The sequence below is a fragment of the Nocardia sp. Root136 genome (assembly GCF_001427185.1).
Lineage (GTDB): Bacteria > Actinomycetota > Actinomycetes > Mycobacteriales > Mycobacteriaceae > Nocardia > Nocardia salmonicida.
The window spans coordinates 157,294-175,045 of record NZ_LMFE01000009.1 but is presented as its reverse complement, the minus strand read 5'-3'; the positions used below and the strand labels follow the sequence as shown (position 1 = coordinate 175,045).

Annotated in this window: 16 protein-coding genes; 11 read left to right on the top strand and 5 right to left on the bottom strand. The window is 65.8% G+C overall.

The genetic code is table 11. From position 1 onward, the window contains the following. Positions 1-55: 55 nt before the first annotated feature. Together ASD42_RS24110 and ASD42_RS24105 are read left to right on the top strand one after the other, a co-directional pair. Positions 56-358, top strand: a complete 303-nt coding sequence (locus tag ASD42_RS24110; protein ID WP_056820778.1) for a hypothetical protein — start codon at positions 56-58, stop codon at positions 356-358. Then, the gene (locus ASD42_RS24105; RefSeq protein ID WP_056820777.1) at positions 358-762 is read left to right on the top strand and encodes a hypothetical protein; all 405 of its coding nucleotides are present in this window, start codon (positions 358-360) and stop codon (positions 760-762) included. The genes ASD42_RS24110 and ASD42_RS24105 overlap by 1 nt, the downstream gene beginning before the upstream one ends. 204 nt (positions 763-966) lie before the next feature. On the opposite strand, the gene ASD42_RS24100 is transcribed toward ASD42_RS24105, so the two are convergent. Beyond that, positions 967-1,893 carry an inositol monophosphatase family protein gene (locus ASD42_RS24100; RefSeq protein WP_056820775.1) on the bottom strand — a complete coding sequence of 309 codons (927 nt, stop codon included), beginning with the start codon at positions 1,891-1,893 and terminating at the stop codon, positions 967-969. Between the two features lie 23 nt (positions 1,894-1,916). Next, positions 1,917-3,026, bottom strand: coding sequence for a hypothetical protein (locus tag ASD42_RS24095; RefSeq protein WP_156677562.1), 1,110 nt, complete (start codon positions 3,024-3,026; stop codon positions 1,917-1,919). Positions 3,027-3,390: 364 nt separating this feature from the next. Here ASD42_RS24095 and ASD42_RS34535 point away from each other — a divergent pair, with 364 nt between their 5' ends. From ASD42_RS34535 to ASD42_RS24085, 3 genes are all read left to right on the top strand, one after another. Beyond that, on the top strand, positions 3,391-3,618 hold the full coding sequence (locus tag ASD42_RS34535) for a hypothetical protein (RefSeq protein ID WP_156677561.1): 228 nt from the start codon (positions 3,391-3,393) through the stop codon (positions 3,616-3,618). Between the two features lie 160 nt (positions 3,619-3,778). After that, complete coding sequence (locus tag ASD42_RS24090; RefSeq protein WP_063893725.1) at positions 3,779-4,252, top strand: hypothetical protein; 474 nt, start codon at positions 3,779-3,781, stop codon at positions 4,250-4,252. Further along, the gene (locus ASD42_RS24085) at positions 4,219-4,470 is read left to right on the top strand and encodes a hypothetical protein (protein ID WP_156677560.1); all 252 of its coding nucleotides are present in this window, start codon (positions 4,219-4,221) and stop codon (positions 4,468-4,470) included. Before ASD42_RS24090 ends, ASD42_RS24085 begins: the two co-directional genes overlap by 34 nt. A gap of 241 nt (positions 4,471-4,711) precedes the next feature. Here the strand turns inward: ASD42_RS24085 and ASD42_RS24080 are convergent, their stop codons facing one another. Continuing rightward, positions 4,712-5,323 carry a TetR/AcrR family transcriptional regulator gene (locus tag ASD42_RS24080; RefSeq protein WP_056820770.1) on the bottom strand — a complete coding sequence of 204 codons (612 nt, stop codon included), beginning with the start codon at positions 5,321-5,323 and terminating at the stop codon, positions 4,712-4,714. A 96-nt stretch (positions 5,324-5,419) separates the two neighbouring features. On the opposite strand from ASD42_RS24080, the gene ASD42_RS24075 reads away from it, so the two are divergent. The 4 genes from ASD42_RS24075 (at position 5,420) to ASD42_RS24060 (ending at position 11,430) form a co-directional block, all read left to right on the top strand. After that, complete coding sequence (locus tag ASD42_RS24075; protein ID WP_327153459.1) at positions 5,420-6,325, top strand: alpha/beta fold hydrolase; 906 nt, start codon at positions 5,420-5,422, stop codon at positions 6,323-6,325. Next, positions 6,322-8,703 (top strand): beta-glucosidase family protein, encoded by a 2,382-nt coding sequence (locus tag ASD42_RS24070; protein WP_056820767.1) that lies wholly within the window; start codon positions 6,322-6,324, stop codon positions 8,701-8,703. The genes ASD42_RS24075 and ASD42_RS24070 overlap by 4 nt, the downstream gene beginning before the upstream one ends. A 158-nt stretch (positions 8,704-8,861) precedes the next feature. Beyond that, complete coding sequence (locus ASD42_RS24065; protein ID WP_056820766.1) at positions 8,862-10,103, top strand: MFS transporter; 1,242 nt, start codon at positions 8,862-8,864, stop codon at positions 10,101-10,103. A gap of 163 nt (positions 10,104-10,266) precedes the next feature. Beyond that, positions 10,267-11,430: a serine hydrolase domain-containing protein gene (locus tag ASD42_RS24060; RefSeq protein WP_056820765.1), complete on the top strand. Its 1,164-nt coding sequence runs from the start codon at positions 10,267-10,269 to the stop codon at positions 11,428-11,430. Between the two features lie 4 nt (positions 11,431-11,434). On the opposite strand, the gene ASD42_RS24055 is transcribed toward ASD42_RS24060, so the two are convergent. Further along, positions 11,435-12,640 (bottom strand): PucR family transcriptional regulator, encoded by a 1,206-nt coding sequence (locus ASD42_RS24055; RefSeq protein ID WP_056820764.1) that lies wholly within the window; start codon positions 12,638-12,640, stop codon positions 11,435-11,437. A gap of 139 nt (positions 12,641-12,779) precedes the next feature. On the opposite strand from ASD42_RS24055, the gene ASD42_RS24050 reads away from it, so the two are divergent. Both ASD42_RS24050 and ASD42_RS24045 read left to right on the top strand, forming a co-directional pair. Next, a complete protein-coding gene (locus ASD42_RS24050) occupies positions 12,780-14,261 on the top strand; it encodes a long-chain-fatty-acid--CoA ligase (RefSeq protein WP_056820976.1) in 1,482 nt (493 codons plus the stop codon). A gap of 3 nt (positions 14,262-14,264) precedes the next feature. Continuing rightward, positions 14,265-15,122: an alpha/beta fold hydrolase gene (locus ASD42_RS24045; RefSeq protein WP_056820763.1), complete on the top strand. Its 858-nt coding sequence runs from the start codon at positions 14,265-14,267 to the stop codon at positions 15,120-15,122. A 107-nt stretch (positions 15,123-15,229) separates the two neighbouring features. On the opposite strand, the gene ASD42_RS33505 is transcribed toward ASD42_RS24045, so the two are convergent. Further along, positions 15,230-17,719: an FAD-dependent monooxygenase gene (locus tag ASD42_RS33505; RefSeq protein ID WP_162256230.1), complete on the bottom strand. Its 2,490-nt coding sequence runs from the start codon at positions 17,717-17,719 to the stop codon at positions 15,230-15,232. Positions 17,720-17,752: the final 33 nt, after the last annotated feature.

Sequence of the window (17,752 nt, the reverse complement as noted above, 5' to 3'; positions counted from 1 at the left end):
TCCTACCCACTATTGATCCGAACCAGATTCGGATCAATTCAGAAGGGATACCGCCATGGTCTACGCCTACATTCAAGACGTCCCTATCGGTGAGGAGCTCTACCGCCGGATCATCGAAGAGCTCGGCCCCGAGCCGCTCGATGGCTCGCTCCTCCACCTGTGCGTGCGCCGCGCCGACGGCGGGCTGCGCTACATCGACGTGTGGGAATCCGAGGCGCACTGCTCTCGTGCCTTCGAAGATCGCATCCATCCCGCCGTCGACACCGCCTTCGCCGGCCACCGCCCGGGCGAGCCGGTGGTAGAGCATCTCGATGTCCTACACGCGACCGGCACGCTCATCGACGCGCAGACCATGTGATGAGCAGTCCCTACGATGCGTTGCGATGGTTCGTTGTCTTTGCGGCACTGGGCATGTCGGCCGCGTGCGCGAGCACATCGGACACCTCGACCGGGGTACCGGCATCAGCGTCGTCTCCTGCGAGTCTCCAGCCGACCGGCGACGGGTGCGGCGACGTCGATCAGATCAGGAACGCCGTTTCCGAGTTCGCCATCACCGGAGTCTCGGTAACCGGCCAATGCACCGCCGTCGACATCGAGACGAACCTGGCCGACGATCCGACCGGTGCTCAGACCGCACTCCGAATCTGTACCGCAGCAGCGACTGTCGCCTACACCGAGGACGTGAACAGCGTCTCCGTTGTCTCCGCCGATGGGTCCGAACTCGCCGTCGGTATCAAAGGAGCAAGCTGCATCGGAGACTGATCAGCTCATCGAGCAATACGTCCGGCGACCAACTCTTCTCCATGAGCGTGAACAACTTCTGCGGGCAGCCCGGCTCCGGTTTGCACGCCTTGTGGCCGACGACCCGGGCCCGCCCTGCCGTGGCAGGGCGGCGTTCGGCGGACTGCCGGGGCCCAACGCCGGTCACGGAATCGACTGGTAGGCCAGTCGAAGTGACGCCCGAGGTCACTGCTGAATGGATTCGCGTATCTCATCTGCGAGGGCTCGATTGCCGGCGGCGATGAACTTCCGGCGTGTACCCATCGTCTTGTTGATCTCGGGCGCGCTGTTGAGTCCGCAATCCAGCGGGATCGGATTACCATCAAGATCGATCGCCACGCCCCCGGCTGCATGCAGAATGTAATGTCCGGGCGACAGATCCCAAACGGCAAATCCCTTGGCGAACTCCACGGTTGCATCAGTGAATCCGGCAGCGACGTGGCACAGACTGGCAGAGCCGAAATCAACCCCGATGCGCCCTCTTCTTTTACCATCGTCCGATGCCGCGCTCAGCGCATCAAAAAATCGTTGCTGCTTTGCCAAGGGGTGAAATCGCTCATCTGGGCGCATCATGTAGTTCGTAACCAGCGCATGGGAAAGTCGGGCGTTCGAAGGCCTGTTCAGCGTGTGGCGGTCTCCGCTCGCAGTGACCATAAAGGCGCGATCGGAACCATCGCTTTCTCGCAGGGCCACGTATAACTGAACATGATGAAAAATGTCGCCGACTACCGCAATGATAGGTCGCTTCAGCGACCGTGAGTAGACCATGATGTGGGTGTAGCCGTGCAGGGATCGAACGGCCAATTCGCTTGTATCCAACGGATCGACGAGGACGCACAAGTCTGGTTCCGAGTCACTTCCAATGACTTGCGGATCGGCCTCTTCCGATGCGTATATGAATGACGGTAAATACTCGGACAGAAGTTCCTTGTAGCGTCGGTGCATCCACAAGTCGTACTCCGACAAGAAGTTGTCCTCGTGGCGGACATTTTCAGTCTCCGAGCGGCGCCCTGTCAGTGCGGCTTCCACCAGGCGGGGCCGTATCTCGGCCATCATGGTTGTCACCATGCCGGTAATGTGCTGCGCCAGCTCGGTCGTGTTCTGATCACTCATGCGAAGGTCACCTTTGCTCGAATCTAGCGCAACTCCAATGGTGGTTCAATGCCGGGCGGGCCCATCGTTGCGGCAATGAAAATGGCTTCGAATTCTGCCGCACGCATAATCTTAGCGCCGGTCAGGTCATCGAAGCTATCGACGTCCAATCGGCGGTCTTTGGTCATTGCGCCAAAGACGGCGAAATACAGCTCGGCCTTGGGGTAGCGGTCGCGCAGTTGCCGGGTGAGGTAGCCGATTACGTCGGCGTGCTTGACCTCGAAATCGCAGATGACAATCGTAGGAGCGTCTTTGGCTTCCGGGTAGAAAGATGCACTATCTAGGTCTATGCCGTCACGCATTTTGTTGCACCGCAAGTACCCGATTCGACATCGGGAAAATCGGGATGAAGCAAGGAATGTTGCCATAACCAAACCGGCCTCATTGACTCCGAAGCAGATATCCATATCTAGGCGTTTGCCCAGGTTCTTAATCTGTTGCGACAAGCGTTCCACCCCATACCCGAAGGTCTCCCAAGTGAGATCGATCAATCTGCCTGGCTGAGGATTGGGTAGGGTGAACACATCTACCTCGGGGTTCCCGTATTCGACAGTTGGAACCGTCAATATGAACTCCGGGCCGACTTGACCTCCTCGAATGTGTGGGGCGGGGGACTGACTCCATATCGCACCATGCTCAAGTGCCGATTTTTGTCCACCGGCTGGAACCTTCTCCTGTGTAAAGGTTTTCAGCGCTAGCTGATCTTCGATAGGCAGCCGCTCGTAGGCTTCGGCGATGAGCTCTGTTGGGCTGATGCTCTCCTCCGCGACCCCCAGTGGCCCCCGTCCGTAGGCTGCGCACAAGATCAGCAAACCTGACATCGGAGGCGGAGAACCCTGCCCCCTGCGACGCGCCCAGGACTCCCAGGCATTGACCGATGTGCCACCAAGGCTGGTTTGGTTTCCCGTCACGTCGTTATAGCGCGCTGCCGCCTGATCCTGGGATAGGCCCGCCGCATAGCGGTACGCCTGCAAACTCGGCACGTCTGGGTACCGGGCCATCAGCTCAGCCGCCGCGCCTTTCACCGACCCCAACTCGGTCCACAGCTTCTTGCCCTGCGCGGCCAGCTCACGACCGCGCGCCTGTGGACTCATCTGGTGGCTCATGCGTGCGTTCGCGCCCGGTGACCTCGACGACGTTCCCATGACCGACAGCCCTTCACCCCAGGAGCAGTAGTTGCCAGGAAGATTACCCATCGCAATGGGCAACTTGCGTAATTCACCATATCTTCGCAGGTCAAGCTACCCAAAAACCCGTTGGCGCTTGTACCGCCCAGCAGGTGTGAAGGCCCGTGACCTGCTGGGAGGGTGATTAGCAGCAACCACCTTCTTCATAGGAGTCAGCAGCTATGACGGTCTTCGTGCACTCATCAGCGCCCGACAAGAGGCGGCGTGTTGCCGACCGTTTATGGGCCGACCCGACTCGCAACGTTGCCACCGTGACTATCAAGGGGGGCCGATGAGCAGGGAGGATCTGACCGATGTCGAGCAACGGGTGCTCGATGTCCTCGCCCCGGGTGGTCTGCTCACCGCCGACACGATCGCCCGCAACCTGAACATGTCTCCGTGGCGAGTAGCTCGTGCTCTGAATTCGTTGCGCCGCAACGGTGACGCCTTTCGGAACCGGCACGCCCAGTGGCGGGTAACGGTCGGGCAGTGTCGCTCGGAAAGGCAGGGCTCGCGATGATAAGCCCTGTCCCCGTTGCGCCCGCGGAGTCTTTGCCCGAACTTCGCCGAACACTCGAAGCTATGCGGGAGGCCGGGTGGCTCACGAGTACGCCGACCACACTCGCGGCCGAAGCCAGCGAGCCAACCGCTCCTGCATCCGGGCTGCCCGAGGAGTCCCGATGACCCATACCAGCCTGCCTATCTCGGCATACGCCGAAACCCCCCGATCGCGCTGTGAGTTCTATCGGAGCGTGTGTTGCCTGCCCACTGTGCTCGACCCCTGCACGGGACGGATCACCATGAGGGCCGGGTTGATAGGGGCAGTGATGATGCCGACATCGTTGGCTCATCGGGTCAAAACCAGCCTCGACATTCGTGGGGTTGCTCCGCTGTCGATCATCGGTCATCCACGTGCGGACGTGTGGACCTTCTTGGTCAGGGCTGATATTCGGCCGATCGGTGACCCCGCCGAAGTGGCGCGGTTGTGGGAGGCGCGGGTGGTGGTGATCCGCGATGGCGATATCGCGTTGCCGTCCCCAATGCCGGACCCGCTGATGGTCCGCACGTGGGTGTCTCCAGCTACCAGCGTGTTCCGCCCGTCGGGGGCCGTGGTGATCGAATGCGCGCAATCGACCTCGAGGCAGGCCCGGTGATGAACAACGGCGGTCGGTCACCGTGCCCTGATGAACCCGACATCCATCTCGCGGTCCAGTTTCCCAGTGTGCGAATAGATTTCGCCGCGTGCCTGACTGCCGCGCTGGTGTTCGTCTGCGATGTGACCGCTCGCCGCCCCGGCACCGTCGCCGTCTACGCCGGCCACTGCGGCGGATTGCCCCGCCTGCCCAACGAGCGGCTGTACCTGCAGCCCTGACACTCCCGAAACCCGAACGCTGTCGTGGAGTTCCGCGGGCGACGCACCCAGTTTTTAGAGCTTGCCAGATCAAACGGCAGCTCGAACCCCGCGCATCGGGACGGGCGCGACGAATGCGCGTTTGCTGGATACACCTCTGGTTCTCGGAGTTGCCCGATCCCGCCGACATGGACCCAGGAACTACTTCCGATCGCGCGCGGTGCGGCCGACCGACGAACGAACGGCGATGGCATCGATCCGCTCAGCAGGATGACGTCGACAGTCGGGTGGTCAAGTCGTCGATGTAGGTGCGGAAGAGCTCTGCCATGTCGACGCGCTCGGGGTCGAGGAGCCATTGCAGTTGCAGGCCGTCCATCATGGCCGAGATCTGACGGGCTACGGCGGCGGTATCGATGTCGGGGCGGAAGGTGCCGTCGGTGACGCCGCCATCGAGGGCGCCGGCCAGGTAGGTCTCCAGGATGCGGTAGCGATTGACCACCCAGGCGCGGGCGGGGTGGTCGCTGGTGACTGCTTCGCTGGTGACCACGGTGAAGAGTTGGACGAGGCCGGGGACGTGCATGTTGTGCTCGACCAGCTGGACCAGTTGTTGCAAGGCTTCTTTGCCGCGCAGTTGGCGGTTCATGCCGAGGCGGTCGTAGTCGAGGCGATCGCGGTAATCCAGGACCGCGGCGAGGAGGGCCGCCTTGTTCGGGAAGTAGTGCAGCAGGCCGGGCTGGGAAAGTCCGCAGCGCGTGGCGATGTCGGCGATGGAGGAGTTGTGGTAGCCGTTCTCGGCGAAGCTCCCGAGGGCCTGGTCGATGATCTGCGCGCGGCGGTCCTCGCCCCGTCTCCGGCGTTGGGGATGCGGCGTCATGAGCAGCGACAGTAGTCGAACGGGGGAACCAGCAAAACCAGCGAGATAACGAACAGGTAACAGTACCGAGTGACCACTCGGTAGACTGGTTGTCCGCTGGCACACTCGTGCCAGCCGTACCGAGACGGGACGTGCGAGGAAGGACAGCCGATGACTCAGGGCACCGAGATGCCGATCGAATCGATCACGCTGCGAGGGGGTGCGGGTGCGCTCGCCGGATGGGAGGTCAACCCGCCCCTCGGTACGCCGAACCTCGGCACCGTGGTGCTGGTGCCCGGCTTCACCGGTTCCAAGGAAGACTTCGAACTCATGCTCCCGCTGCTCGCGGCGGCCGGTTATCGCGCGATCGCCTACGACCAGCGCGGCCAATGGCAGTCCGAGGGACCCGACGATATCGCCGGCTACACGATGGCCGATTTCGTCGCCGACCTGCGCGGTGTTGTCGATCAGGTCTCGCCGGACGCGCCCGTGCACCTGGTGGGGCACTCCTTCGGCGGTTACGTCTCCCGTGTCAGCCTGGTCGACGAGCCCACGCGATTCCGCAGCCTCACGCTGCTGGCCTCGGGCCCCTCCTCGGTCGAGGACATCAAGTTCTCGCCGCCACAGCTCGTGGCGCAGGTGGTGGAGTCCGCCGGCCAGGAGTTTCTCTGGCAGCAGATGAGCGATGCCATGGACGCCGCCGGGCAGACCCCGTCGCCCGAGCGCGCCGAATTCCTGCACAACCGCCTCGTGCAGACCAAGAAGGCGAACATTCTCGGCATTCTGAAATGCATGGAGACCCCGCCGCTGGCTGATCCCGCCGCGCTGCGCGATGCCGGCGTGCCGTTGCTCATCGCCTATGGCGACACGAACGATCTGTGGGATCCCGAGGTCCACGAAAACTTCGCTCGCCGGCTGCGGGCCGAGACCGCGGTGTACCCGGGTATCGGACATGTGCCGAACGAGGACGTCCCCGCACAGGTAGCCGCCGATCTGGTGAACTTCTGGAAAGAGCTGGCATGAGCGACAACATCGAAGAGCTGCTGGAAAAGCTGGACCTGGAGGCCAAGATCCGGCTCATCTCCGGATCCAATGTCTTCCGCTTCGCCGGTGACGAGAGCATCGGCCTGACCGAGATGCCTGTGTCCGACGGTCCCTCCGGTGTGCGCGGCGAGACCTGGGACGAGCGCGACCCCTCGGTGAGCCTGCCGTCCGGTTCGGCGCTGGGCGCCACCTGGGATCGCGAGCTGCTCGCCGAGATCGGTGGGCTCATCGCCGCCGAGGCGCGCCGCAAGAACGTGTACGCGGTGCTCGGCCCGACCATCAACCTGCACCGGTCCCCGCTCGGCGGACGGCATTTCGAATGCTTCTCCGAGGATCCGATGCTCACCGCTGAGATGGCCGCCGCCTATGTGACCGGCGTCCAGGATCACGGCGTCAGCGCGTGCCCGAAGCACTACGTGGCCAACGACTCCGAAACCGAGCGCTTCACCGCCGATGTGATCGTCGACGATCGCACCCTGCGCGAGCTGTACCTCTACCCGTTCGAACGATCCGTGGACGCGGGCGCGTGGATGATCATGGACGGGTACAACTCCGTCAACGGCGCCACCATGACCGAAAACCCGTTGCTGGATGAGCCTTTGAAGGGCGAGTGGGGCTTCGACGGTGTGGTGGTCTCGGACTGGACTGCCGTGCGCTCCACCGAGGGCGCCGCCATGGGTACCGACCTGGCCATGCCGGGCCCGTGGGAACTCTGGGCCGCGCCGCTGATCGAGGCCGTGCGCAGCGGTACGGTGCCCGAGACCGCGATCGACGAAAAGGTCCGCCGCATACTGCGATTCGCGCAGCGAGTGGGCGCGCTGAACGGAACCCCGCGGCGAACACCGGCTTTCACCGATGAAGCGGCGCGCCGGTTGGTTCGAGACGCGGCCGCCAAAGCGATGGTGCTCGCCACCAACGACGGCGTGCTGCCGCTGGGCAAGCCCACCCAGGTCGCCCTGCTGGGCGCGGCCGCCGCGGAGCCGCGCTTCGGTGGCGGTGGTAGCTCGACAGTCGTTCCATCACACACGAGTTCGCCGCTGCAGGGCCTGCGCGAGGTGCTGCCGGTGGTGTACACGCCGGGCGTTCACCTCAACGAGAACATGATCGCGGTGCCGCTGGATCTGGTCACCGATCCGGAGACCGGTACGGCGGGCGTGAACCTGCGCTTCCTCGACGGTGAGACGGTCTTGAATTCCGAGCACCGCACCGCGGGCAATCTCATGCTCTTCGGCACACCCTTCGCCGTGCAGGCCAAGTCCTTCGAGATCCGTGGTCGGCTTCGTGCCGATGCGGCGGGGGAGTGGCGGATCGGCTACGCGGGCGTCGGCACGCTGCGTCTGGAGCTCGACGGTGAGACCGTGCACAGCGAGACCGTCTTCCCCGAGGGCGGCGATCCGGTCGAGATGCTGCTGAATCCGCCGCAGCGCTGGGTCAGCCGCACTCTGGCCGAGGGCGAAGAGGTCGATGTGCTCATCGAACTGGTTCCCGCGCTCGACAAGGGTCTGCCCGCCATGGGCCTCACCTTCGGCATCGGTCGCCCGCGCCGCTCCGCCGACGAAGAGTTCGCTGCCGCGGTGGAACTGGCGCGCACCTCCGACGTCGCTGTGGTCGTGGTCGGAACCACCGAGGCGATCGAATCCGAGGGTTACGACCGCAAGGATCTGTCGCTGCCCGGCCGCCAGAACGAACTGGTGGCGGCGGTGGCCGCGGTGAACCCGCGCACGGTCGTGGTCGTCAATTCCGGTGCGCCGGTGGAGATGCCGTGGCGTGACGATGTCGCCGCCGTCCTGCTTTCGTGGTTCCCGGGCCAGGAATTCGGTGATGCGCTCGCCGATGTCCTCACCGGTGCGACCGAGCCCGGCGGCCGTCTGCCCACCACCTGGCCCAAGGTCATGACCGACGTGCCGGTTCTGGACACCAAGCCCGCCGCCGACAACACCCTGCCCTACACCGAGGGCATTCACATCGGCTATCGCGCCTGGCTGAAATCCGGGGTAACTCCGGCCTATCCGTTCGGGCACGGGCTCGGCTACACCAGTTGGGAACTGGTGGACCTGACCGTGAGCGGTCACACCGCCACCGTCACCGTCCGCAATATCGGCGAGCGTTCGGGCCGCCAAGTGGTGCAGGCGTACCTGTCGCGCGCGGACAGCGCCATCGACCGTCCGGTGCGGTGGCTCGCGGGCTTCGCCGCGGTCGAGGCCGACGCGGGCGAAACCGTCACCGCCACCGTCGAATTGCCACAGCGGGCCTTCGAGCACTGGACCGACCAGGGTTGGGACGTCGAACCGGGTGCATTCACCCTGCACGTCGGCACGTCGGTATCCGCACTCCCGCTCACCGCTGAAATCAGCTGATACACCCCTCGTCTCTGTGGCGAGCCACCTCGTCGTCCCGGCCACGCAGTCCCGGGATGACGAGGTGGGCTGAGGCGAGGGACCTTCGCGTCGATCGTTCTCGATGAAGCCGCGGCGAACTTCCTGTTCACGCTTTCTCTCACACCCTGGATTTCACCGTGGCGAACACTGATGCCAATTTCTCTGTCGACGAAACACCTTCTACTGCAAACGCTCCCACCAAGGGCCTGCTGCCTCTTCTCTTCGTCGGCAATGCCGCGATGTACGCGCTGTACTCCGGTGTCGGTGGTGTGCTGCTGCCCCTGCAGATCGAGCACATCGACCCGGCGAACAAGATCGCCAACCTCGGGCTGGTCGCCGGTGTCGCCGCGGTCTTCGCCACCGTGTTCAACCCGATAGCGGGTGCATTGTCGGATCGCTCCGGTCGGCGCAATCCGTGGATTCTCGCCGGTGGCCTCGGCACCATCGCCGCTATGGCACTGCTCGGAAATATGCACACCGTGCTGCTGGTAGCCATCGCCTGGTGCGTGGGGCAGGCGGTGATGAATGTCTATCAGGCCGCCATCACCTCGGTCGTCCCGGATCGAGTGCCCCTCGAACGCCGTGGAACGGCCTCGGCGGCAGTCGGTCTCGGCGTCCCACTGGGGTCGGTGATCGGCGTGGTGCTGGCCTCTGTCGTCGCCGACCGTTACAGCGCCGGTTATCTCGCCCTCGGCGTGTTGGTCGCCGTGGCGGCGGTGATCTTCACCGCCGGTGCGCGCGAACAACGAATGGCACCCAAACAGCCTGTGCCCCTGCGTGATCAGGCAACTGCCTTCTTGAGCGTGTTGCGCGAGCACGACTTCCGCTGGGCGTTCATCGGCCGTGCGCTGCTCGTACTCGGCTACTTCTGCGTGGTCGGCTACCAACTCTACATTCTGCAGGACCATATCCGGCTGCCAGAGGGCATGAGACCCGCTACTGCGGTAGCCATCCTCACGCCCATTTCCGCGGTGGGAATGACGCTGTCGACGATCGTCGGTGGCGTGCTGTCCGACCGGCTGGACCGGCGCAAACCCTTCGTGGCGATCTCCTCGCTGCTGGCGGCGGTGGCGCTGCTCATTCCGGTGTTCAGTCCGACCTGGGGCGGCATGCTCGCTTTCGCCGTGCTCAACGGCGTGGCCTTCGGCTGCTTCATGGCCGTTGACACTGCCCTGGTCACCATGGTGCTGCCCAAGGCCGAGGATGCCGCTCGCGACATGGGCGTGCTGAATATCGCGAGCGCGGGCCCGCAGATTCTCGGGCCGTTCGTGGCGTCGGCGGTGGTCAGCCTGGTCGGCTACGCAGCGCTGTTCGTTCTGGGTGGTGTGCTCTCGGTGCTGGGGGCGCTCGCCGTCGCTCCGATTCGCTCCGTGCGGTGATCTGCGCACGGGCTTTCCGCCGACGCTGCACGTCCCCGACCTCGTGGTGGGCGCGTTCGGCGGCGTCGAACAGCTCGCGAGTCTGAGCCGATTGAGCTCCGTGGAGGCGTAGATTCGGCATCGCTGCTGATCGTGAGCGTTCCTCGACGAAGGGATCTCTGTCATGAGCAAGTCGCCCAGGCATCGCCGATGCCGCAGAGCAGGTGCGGTGCTCGCGGTCGTGCTCGCCATCGCCGCGGGCGGCTGCTCTACGCAGGAGAAGTCCGACGGCTCCTCGCCGGTCGACAATGCCGAAGTGGCGAAAATCGCCGACATCGTGCGCGCCGAGATGAGCGAACTCGACCTCAGTTCCGTGGTCTACGGCGCATGGCGAGGCGAGGATCGGATCGCTCTCGGGGCCCTGGGCGGATCACCGCTCGGTGTACCCGCGACCACGGATATGCGATTGCGGGTCGGCCAGCCGATGGAACCCATGCTGTCCACGGTCCTGTGGCGACTCGACGGACACGGCGTGCTGAAACTCGACGAGCCCATCGCTCGCTGGCTGCCCGAGTTCCCCCGCGCCGACAAGATCACCCCGCGGATGCTCGCCGACAGCACCTCCGGGATCTCCGACTATGTGACCGAGCCGGAGTTCCTGAAGATCTTCGGCGAGAACCCGATCCGCGAATGGACCGCACCGCAACTGCTCGAACGCGCCAATGCCCGTCCACCACTGTTCGAGCCGGGTACCAGCTTCGCCTACGCCCACAGCGACCTGGTCGTGCTCGGCGAAGTGCTGCAGAAGGCGGCAGGCAAGCCACTGGGCGAGCTGATCGCCGAACACATCACCATCCCACTGGGGATGCACGCCAGCACAGTAGTACTCAACCCGCAGATCGATGAACCGATCCTGCACGGCTACACCAACGAACGAAACTTCTTCGAAGACTCCACCTTCTGGAACCCCACCGCCTTCCTGCACAGCGGCAACATGAACTCCACCGTCGCCGATGTCGGCCGCTGGGTCCGCGCCCTCGGCACGGGCGAACGACTCACCCCCGACCAGTTCCAGCAGATGATGGGCCCGTCGACCGCCGGCCTCGGCCCCTTCACCACAGAGAAATACTTCGCCTTCGGCGTGGTCCATCTCGCCGACTGGCTGTTCATGAACCCGTCCTACGGCGGCTACGACGGCGTCGCCTTCTACGACACGAAAACCGAGACGACCGTCGTCGTCTACGCCACCCTGGGCCCGACGTCCAACTCGAACCAGAACAACGCCGTCGGCATCGGCTCGGCGATCAGCACCCTCCTGGTCCCCGAGCGTCCACCGGCGGTTCCCTGAGCAGTCACCTGCTCGGATCCGCGCGCACGGTGGCCAGAACCTTCCACGCCTGCAACGCCGCACCGAGGTCGCGCACCGCGGCGGGATCGGTAAGGGAGCGGCCGGTGAGTTTCTCGATATGGCGAAGGCGATAGCGCACAGTATTCGGGTGCAGATAGAGGCGTTCGCCGGTGGTGGCCGCCGAACCGCCTGCGGCGAACCAGGTTTCGAGGGTTTCCAGCAGGCGGAGGCGGTCGTCGTGGGGGAGGGCGAGTAGCTCGCGCAGGCGCATGTCGACCATGTGCGCCGCCTCCAGTGGCGCGGCGGCGACCACCATGCCCAGCGGATTGTCGTCGAATCGGGCGACACCGGCGGCGCGATCGCCGAGACCGACCACCGCCAGCCGGGCGAAATGTAGGGCCTGCGGAGTATCGGTGAGTGACTCGTACGGTGGGCTCATACCGATCCGCGCCTGGTATTTGCGCAGCGCGGCCAGCGTGGTGGACTCCCGATTCGCCGGGAGCGCGAGAACGCCGATCTGCTGATCCGGCCGGAGCCGCCAGGCGGAGGTGATCTGGGCACGGCGCAGCGTGGTCTCGATGCCGGGCAGCGCCTCCCGGCCCGCGACGCTGACCTCGGCGGCGACCACCACGTAGCGCCCACGCGGCGGCAACCCGAGGACGCGCGTGGCCTCACCGAGCGTGGTCGGATCGGCGATCACGCCGGTGAACAACGCCTCGACCAGCACCGACCGCTCGTGCTCACGCTGCAGCATGAGCTCCGAGCTCATCTCCCGGTACGCGGCCGCGACAGCGACGGAGTACTCGCCCGCCAACGCCCACACCTCGGCCGCCAGGTCGACCAGGACCGCGTCGGTGACCGCCGGATGACGTCTGGCCTCGGCGACCAGCTCCGACCACAGGAATTCGAACCCGATCCGGAAGGCGTGCAGGGTCTCGGCCAGCGGCACGCCCTGCTGGGCGCGCAACCTGCCGGTCTCTTTCGGCGGCTCGGGATCCACTGGTTCGGCGGTGGTGAAGTGCTGCACCATCAGCGTCAGATTGCGGGTGCAGGAGGTGCGGATCGTGTCGAAGGGCACCTGATTCTCGTTGCGGTAGGTCTCGAGTTCGTCGAGGAAGCGCTCGGCCAGCTGGAGCCCGAGTTCGTCGATGCGCGCGAGCAGCGCCGCGGCGACGTCGACGATCGGGCCTGGCGGCGACTTTCGAACCATTTCCGCAGCTTACCGGGGGTGCGATTGTTCCCGGGGACAATGCTCTCGCGGCGATGCTGTCCGGCGATCCATGGGATCGGCGTCACAGCGGTGCGACGATTTTCGCGTTGTCGACCGCTATCGTCCCGAGGATCTGCCGATGCCCGCTCTGAGCGAGAACCTGCTGCACTCCGCGCTGCGCCACCCGAACCGGCCCGCGCTTCGCTCGGACACCACCGTGCTGAGCTACGACGAGCTCGAGGAGCGCACCGCTCGGGTCGCCGCGTTCCTGCACGACCGTGGCATCGAGCCGGGGGATCGGGTGGCGCTGATGCTGCCGAACGTGCCGGAATTCGTCGTGCTGTACTACGGCATCCTGCGCTCCGGTGCGGTGGTGGTGCCGATGAACCCGCTGCTCAAATCGCGCGAAGTTGCCTATTACCTGCGGGATTCAGCGGCGGTGCTGCTGTTCGACTGGGTCGACGGCCCCGGCGAGGGTCCGCATGGTGCGCGGGAAGCCGGGACCAAGGCGCTCACGATCGACGCCGACCTCCTGGCCGAGTTGCTCGCCGGACACGTCCCCCGCCGTGCCGATCACTCGAGCATCGCCGAGGAACCGGCAGTCATCCTCTACACCTCCGGCACCACCGGCACGCCCAAGGGTGCGGCGCTGTCGCACGCCGGGTTGGTCCACAACGCCGACATCTATGCCACGACCGTGCTCGATATCGGCACCGACGACGTGATCCTGGGCTGTCTGCCGCTGTTTCACACCTTCGGCCAGACCTGCGCCATGAACGCGGCGATTCGCAGCGGCGCCTGCCTGACCCTGGTGCCGCGCTTCGAGCCCGCGGCGGTCTTCGAGGCGATCGCGCGCGATGGTGTCACCGTGTTCGCCGGTGTGCCGACGATGTATTCGGCGCTGCTGCACGACCCGGGCGCCGCCGAGGCCGATGTCTCGACCTTGCGCCGCTGCGTCTCCGGCGGTTCCTCGCTACCGGTGGAGCTGTTGCACGGCTTCGAAAAGCGGTTCAGCTGTGTGATTCTCGAAGGATACGGGTTGTCGGAGACCAGTCCGGTGGTCGCGTTCAACCATGCGGGCAAGCCACGCAAACCGGGCTCGATCGGCACGCCGATCCGTGACGTCGAGGTCGAACTCGTCGACAGCATCGACGGAATCGGCGAGATCGCGGTGCGCGGCCCCAACGTGATGCTGGGGTACTGGCGCCGTCCCGCCGACACCACCGCGGCGATCCCCGACGGCTGGTTTCGCACCGGTGACCTCGCCCGCCGCGACGAGGACGGCTACCTCTACATCGTCGACCGCAAGAAGGACATGATCATCCGCGGCGGCTACAACGTGTACCCCCGCGAGATCGAGGAGGTGCTCTACGAGCACCCCGAGATCACCCAGGCCGCCGTCATCGGGATCGCCGACGCGCATCTGGGCGAGGAGATCGTGGCCGCCGTCGCCCTCCGCGTCGGCGCGACCACGACCGGCGAGCAGATCCAGGAATTCGTTCGCGACCGGGTCGCCGCCTACAAGTACCCGCGGCAGGTGTGGGTTCTCGATGCCCTGCCGACCGGGCCGACCGGCAAGATTCTCAAACGCGCCATCAGCCAGCGCATCACACAGGAGTGATTCATGTTCAGCTATCTCAGCAGTGACGGCACGACCATCCACGTCCGGTCCTGGCTGCCCACCGGCGACGATGTCACCGGCGTGGTCCAGATCGCGCACGGCATGGGCGAACACAGCGCGCGCTACAGCCATCTCGCCGAGCGGCTCGTCGCGCTGGGCTACGCCGTCTACGCCGCCGACCATCGCGGACACGGTCACAGCATGGTCGGCGCGCCCGGCGACCTGGGCGACAACGGCTGGAATCTGCTCGTCGAGGACATGACCGCGCTCACCACGATCCTGCGCGAGATCCACCCCGAGCGGCGGGTGCTGTTGTTCGGGCACAGCCTCGGCTCGTTCGCGGTCCAGCAGTACCTGCTCGATCACGACGCGCTGGTCGACGCCGCGGTCCTGTGTGGCACCACCGCGGTGGACGAACTGTTCGTCGAGATCGCCGCCGCCGAAGGTGATCTGCTCGGCCTGTTCAACCGCCGATTCCAGCCGACCCGCACCCCCGCCGACTGGCTCAGCCGGGACGAAGCCCAGGTCGACGCCTACCTGGCCCACCCGTGGTGCGGATTCGAGATCGATGCGGTCAATATGGCCTTGCTGGCGAAGCTGGGCAACGAACGGCTCGCCCGGCCCCGCGGCATCAGAACAGACCTGCCGCTGTATGTCATGGTCGGCGGCAGCGACCCGCTCAACGACGGTGCGCGACTGAGTGATCTGCAGGTCCAGCGCTACCGCGATGCCGGGCTCACCGACATCACCTACCGCGTCTACCTGAACGCGCGCCACGAGATCCTCAACGAGATCAACCGCGACGAGGTGGAGAACGAACTCCTCGCGTGGATCTCACGGGACTCTGTGCAGGCGGTCTAGGTGCCACGCCGTCCGGTGATGTGCCTCGATCCGCATCGCTACGGCACTTCGGTGTCGATACCGAAGTGCCGTAGCCGGTCCGGTCACGATCGCTTTCGTCGCGGAACTCAGTGCACAGCAGCGACTTCCGGCGTGGAAACCAGGCTGAGCAGTGCGTCGACGAGGGTGTCGATCAAGGCGTCCGCGCGTTCGGACGACAGCAGTCCCTCGATATAGCCGAGGTTCAGCGACAATTCGTCGGTGCCGTGGCCGACGGTCAGCATCATCAGACCGCTGATCGACATACCGGAGACGACCTCGGCGCCGGAGACCTCCCATGCACCGATGCGGGCGGGAAAGTCGCGGGTGTCGACGAAGGTCAGGCACAGGTTGCCCGGCCCACGAGCGTCCAGCAGGCCCACCACCTTGTCCGGCTGCGCCGGTGTCTTGGGCAGCATGAAGCCGATTCCACCCAGGTTGGCCAGGTGCTGGCGCTCTTCGATACGACTCGCGAAGTCGGTGGTGAACGCGGCGGCGGTCTTCCAGAGTGGCTGTCCTGCCGGCGTCGGCAGCGCGATCATCGCCTGGTAGGCGCCGGTGTGGGTGGCATCGAGCGGTCGCTCGAGTTGCTCGCGGAACAGCACCGAGACACCGACCGGGAAGTGGGCGTCCGGCGCACCGGCATCGTTTCCCGCCGCCCGGGCGAGTGCGGCGGCGACCACACTCGACAGCGGTACGTCGTGTTCATCGCAGGCGGCCAGGAGCGCTCGGTACTCGGTCCCGTCCACTACCCGGTGCGTCAGCTTGGTGAAACGCTGGGTGGGTGCGACTTCGGCGTCGGCGCTGACTCGCATCGGTTTGACTCGCAGGTCGCGCAACCCATCGGCCGCCAGCCGGGCGATGGCCTTGCGCTTGCCCCGCCAACCTTGGAAAGGCCGGGGGAACAGGGCTTCCGGGGAGGGCGGCGCGGGCACCTCGGCGACCCAGCCATCAGCTTCGGCGGCGAGTTCGAGCACCTGCCGGGCGAACGACAGCACGGTCACCGCGTCGGCGATGGTGTAGGTGGAGGTCAGCACCAGGTCGTGGACGCCGGGCGCGGCGGTGACCAAGGTGGCGCGCAGAAGCGGTGCCGTCGGGTCGAATCGTGTCCGCAACTCGGTGTCTGCCTCGGCTGTCCAGTCCCCGGATGTCACCTCGCGCAACGGAATCGGCCGCATCGCGATCGGAACGAAGCGTGGCCGACGGCCGTCCTCGCTGCGCACCACGGCGCGCAGCATCGGATGCCGCCGAGTCAGGGCGGCGAGCCCGGCACGGATCGCGTCCGCGTCGAGATCGCCGGTGACGCGCACCCGCGACACGATGTGCAGCGGCGCCACCTGGTCCACGGTCCAATGCCAGCGTTCGAGGGTGGACAACGGCCGGGGCAGCGTGGCGACGGGTTCCGGATCGCCCAGGCCGGGCCAGGTCATCGGTTCGGCCAGACTGGCCTGCAGCTTCGCCTCGTTGCCCTTGGCGATGAAGCCGTCGCGAACGACGATCAGCGCGCGATTGCGGGTCTGTTCGAGGCGGCCCAGCTTGCGGGATCCGTCGACGAGCATCGTGGTGCGCGGAATTCGCCGCTGTTCGTAGACCCGCAGCGCGGTGCGGGCGTCGTCGTGGGTGGCCAGCGCGTGCGCGAGCACCACCGCGTCCTCGATCGCCGAGTTCGCGCCTTGGCCCAGGCTGGGCAGCATCGGGTGGGCGGCGTCGCCGAGCAGGGTCACCCGACCGCTGCCCCACTCGGTCAGCGGCGGCCGGTCCTGCGCGGGCAGCGCGAGAATGTCGGATTCCGGCGTGGCGGTGATGATGTCGATGATTTCCGGTGCCCAGTCCGCGAATCTGCTGAGCAGATCGTCCTTGCCGTGCTGCCAGTCGGCGGCCTGCTCGGCGGTGGTGGTCAGGGTGGCCCACCAGTAGACATTGCCGTGCCCGATGTCGTGGATGCCGAAGCGCATGCCCCTGCCCCAGTAGTGGATCGAGGCGCCCGGCTCGATCGCCGGGTGCGCGAACGGCACCAGCGCCAGCCAGCACACGAACTTGCCCGGCCGTGGTGCCTCGGTGCCGTGCAGCTGGGCGCGGATCGCGGAGTTGATGCCGTCGGCGCCGATGAGTACATCGGCGCTGAGGGTGCGGCCGTCGGCGAACTCGACCTGCACCGCGTCGGCGGTCTCGGTGAAGCCGACCGCCTCGGCGCCGAGTTCGACCCGCAGATCGTCGCCGCATGCCGCCAGCAGCACATCGTGGAGGTCCTTGCGGGCGAGTGCGACTGCGGGAGCGCCCAATTCGGCGTCGATCGCGGTCACGTCGACCCGTCGCATGTCCGAACCGTCGGGTCGGCGGAAGGTGAACGATCGAGCCTGTCCGCCGACGCGCAGCAGTTCCTCGTCGATGCCGAGGTCGAGCGTGCGCAGTGCGTTCATGGCGTTGGACTGCACCGACAGGCCGAATCCGGCCGCGCGTAGTTCCGGGCCGCGCTCGCACAGCACGACATCGATTCCGGCCCTGCGCAGGGCCGCGACGGCCGTGAGACCGCCGATGCCTGCGCCGACCACCAGTGCCGATTTCACGGGAGAGTTCACTGAAATTCCTTGCTGTGTAGCGGGATTCGACAG

Bases quoted from the DNA above. Each gene is read 5' to 3' on its own strand.
- ASD42_RS24110 (WP_056820778.1), top strand. From the start codon at position 56: ATGGTCTACGCCTACATTCAAGACGTCCCTATCGGTGAGGAGCTCTAC.
- ASD42_RS24105 (WP_056820777.1), top strand. From the start codon at position 358: ATGAGCAGTCCCTACGATGCGTTGCGATGGTTCGTTGTCTTTGCGGCA.
- ASD42_RS24100 (WP_056820775.1), bottom strand. From the start codon at position 1,893: ATGAGTGATCAGAACACGACCGAGCTGGCGCAGCACATTACCGGCATG.
- ASD42_RS24095 (WP_156677562.1), bottom strand. From the start codon at position 3,026: ATGAGTCCACAGGCGCGCGGTCGTGAGCTGGCCGCGCAGGGCAAGAAG.
- ASD42_RS34535 (WP_156677561.1), top strand. From the start codon at position 3,391: ATGAGCAGGGAGGATCTGACCGATGTCGAGCAACGGGTGCTCGATGTC.
- ASD42_RS24090 (WP_063893725.1), top strand. From the start codon at position 3,779: ATGACCCATACCAGCCTGCCTATCTCGGCATACGCCGAAACCCCCCGA.
- ASD42_RS24085 (WP_156677560.1), top strand. From the start codon at position 4,219: ATGCGCGCAATCGACCTCGAGGCAGGCCCGGTGATGAACAACGGCGGT.
- ASD42_RS24080 (WP_056820770.1), bottom strand. From the start codon at position 5,323: ATGACGCCGCATCCCCAACGCCGGAGACGGGGCGAGGACCGCCGCGCG.
- ASD42_RS24070 (WP_056820767.1), top strand. From the start codon at position 6,322: ATGAGCGACAACATCGAAGAGCTGCTGGAAAAGCTGGACCTGGAGGCC.
- ASD42_RS24060 (WP_056820765.1), top strand. From the start codon at position 10,267: ATGAGCAAGTCGCCCAGGCATCGCCGATGCCGCAGAGCAGGTGCGGTG.
- ASD42_RS24055 (WP_056820764.1), bottom strand. From the start codon at position 12,640: ATGGTTCGAAAGTCGCCGCCAGGCCCGATCGTCGACGTCGCCGCGGCG.
- ASD42_RS24050 (WP_056820976.1), top strand. From the start codon at position 12,780: ATGCCCGCTCTGAGCGAGAACCTGCTGCACTCCGCGCTGCGCCACCCG.
- ASD42_RS24045 (WP_056820763.1), top strand. From the start codon at position 14,265: ATGTTCAGCTATCTCAGCAGTGACGGCACGACCATCCACGTCCGGTCC.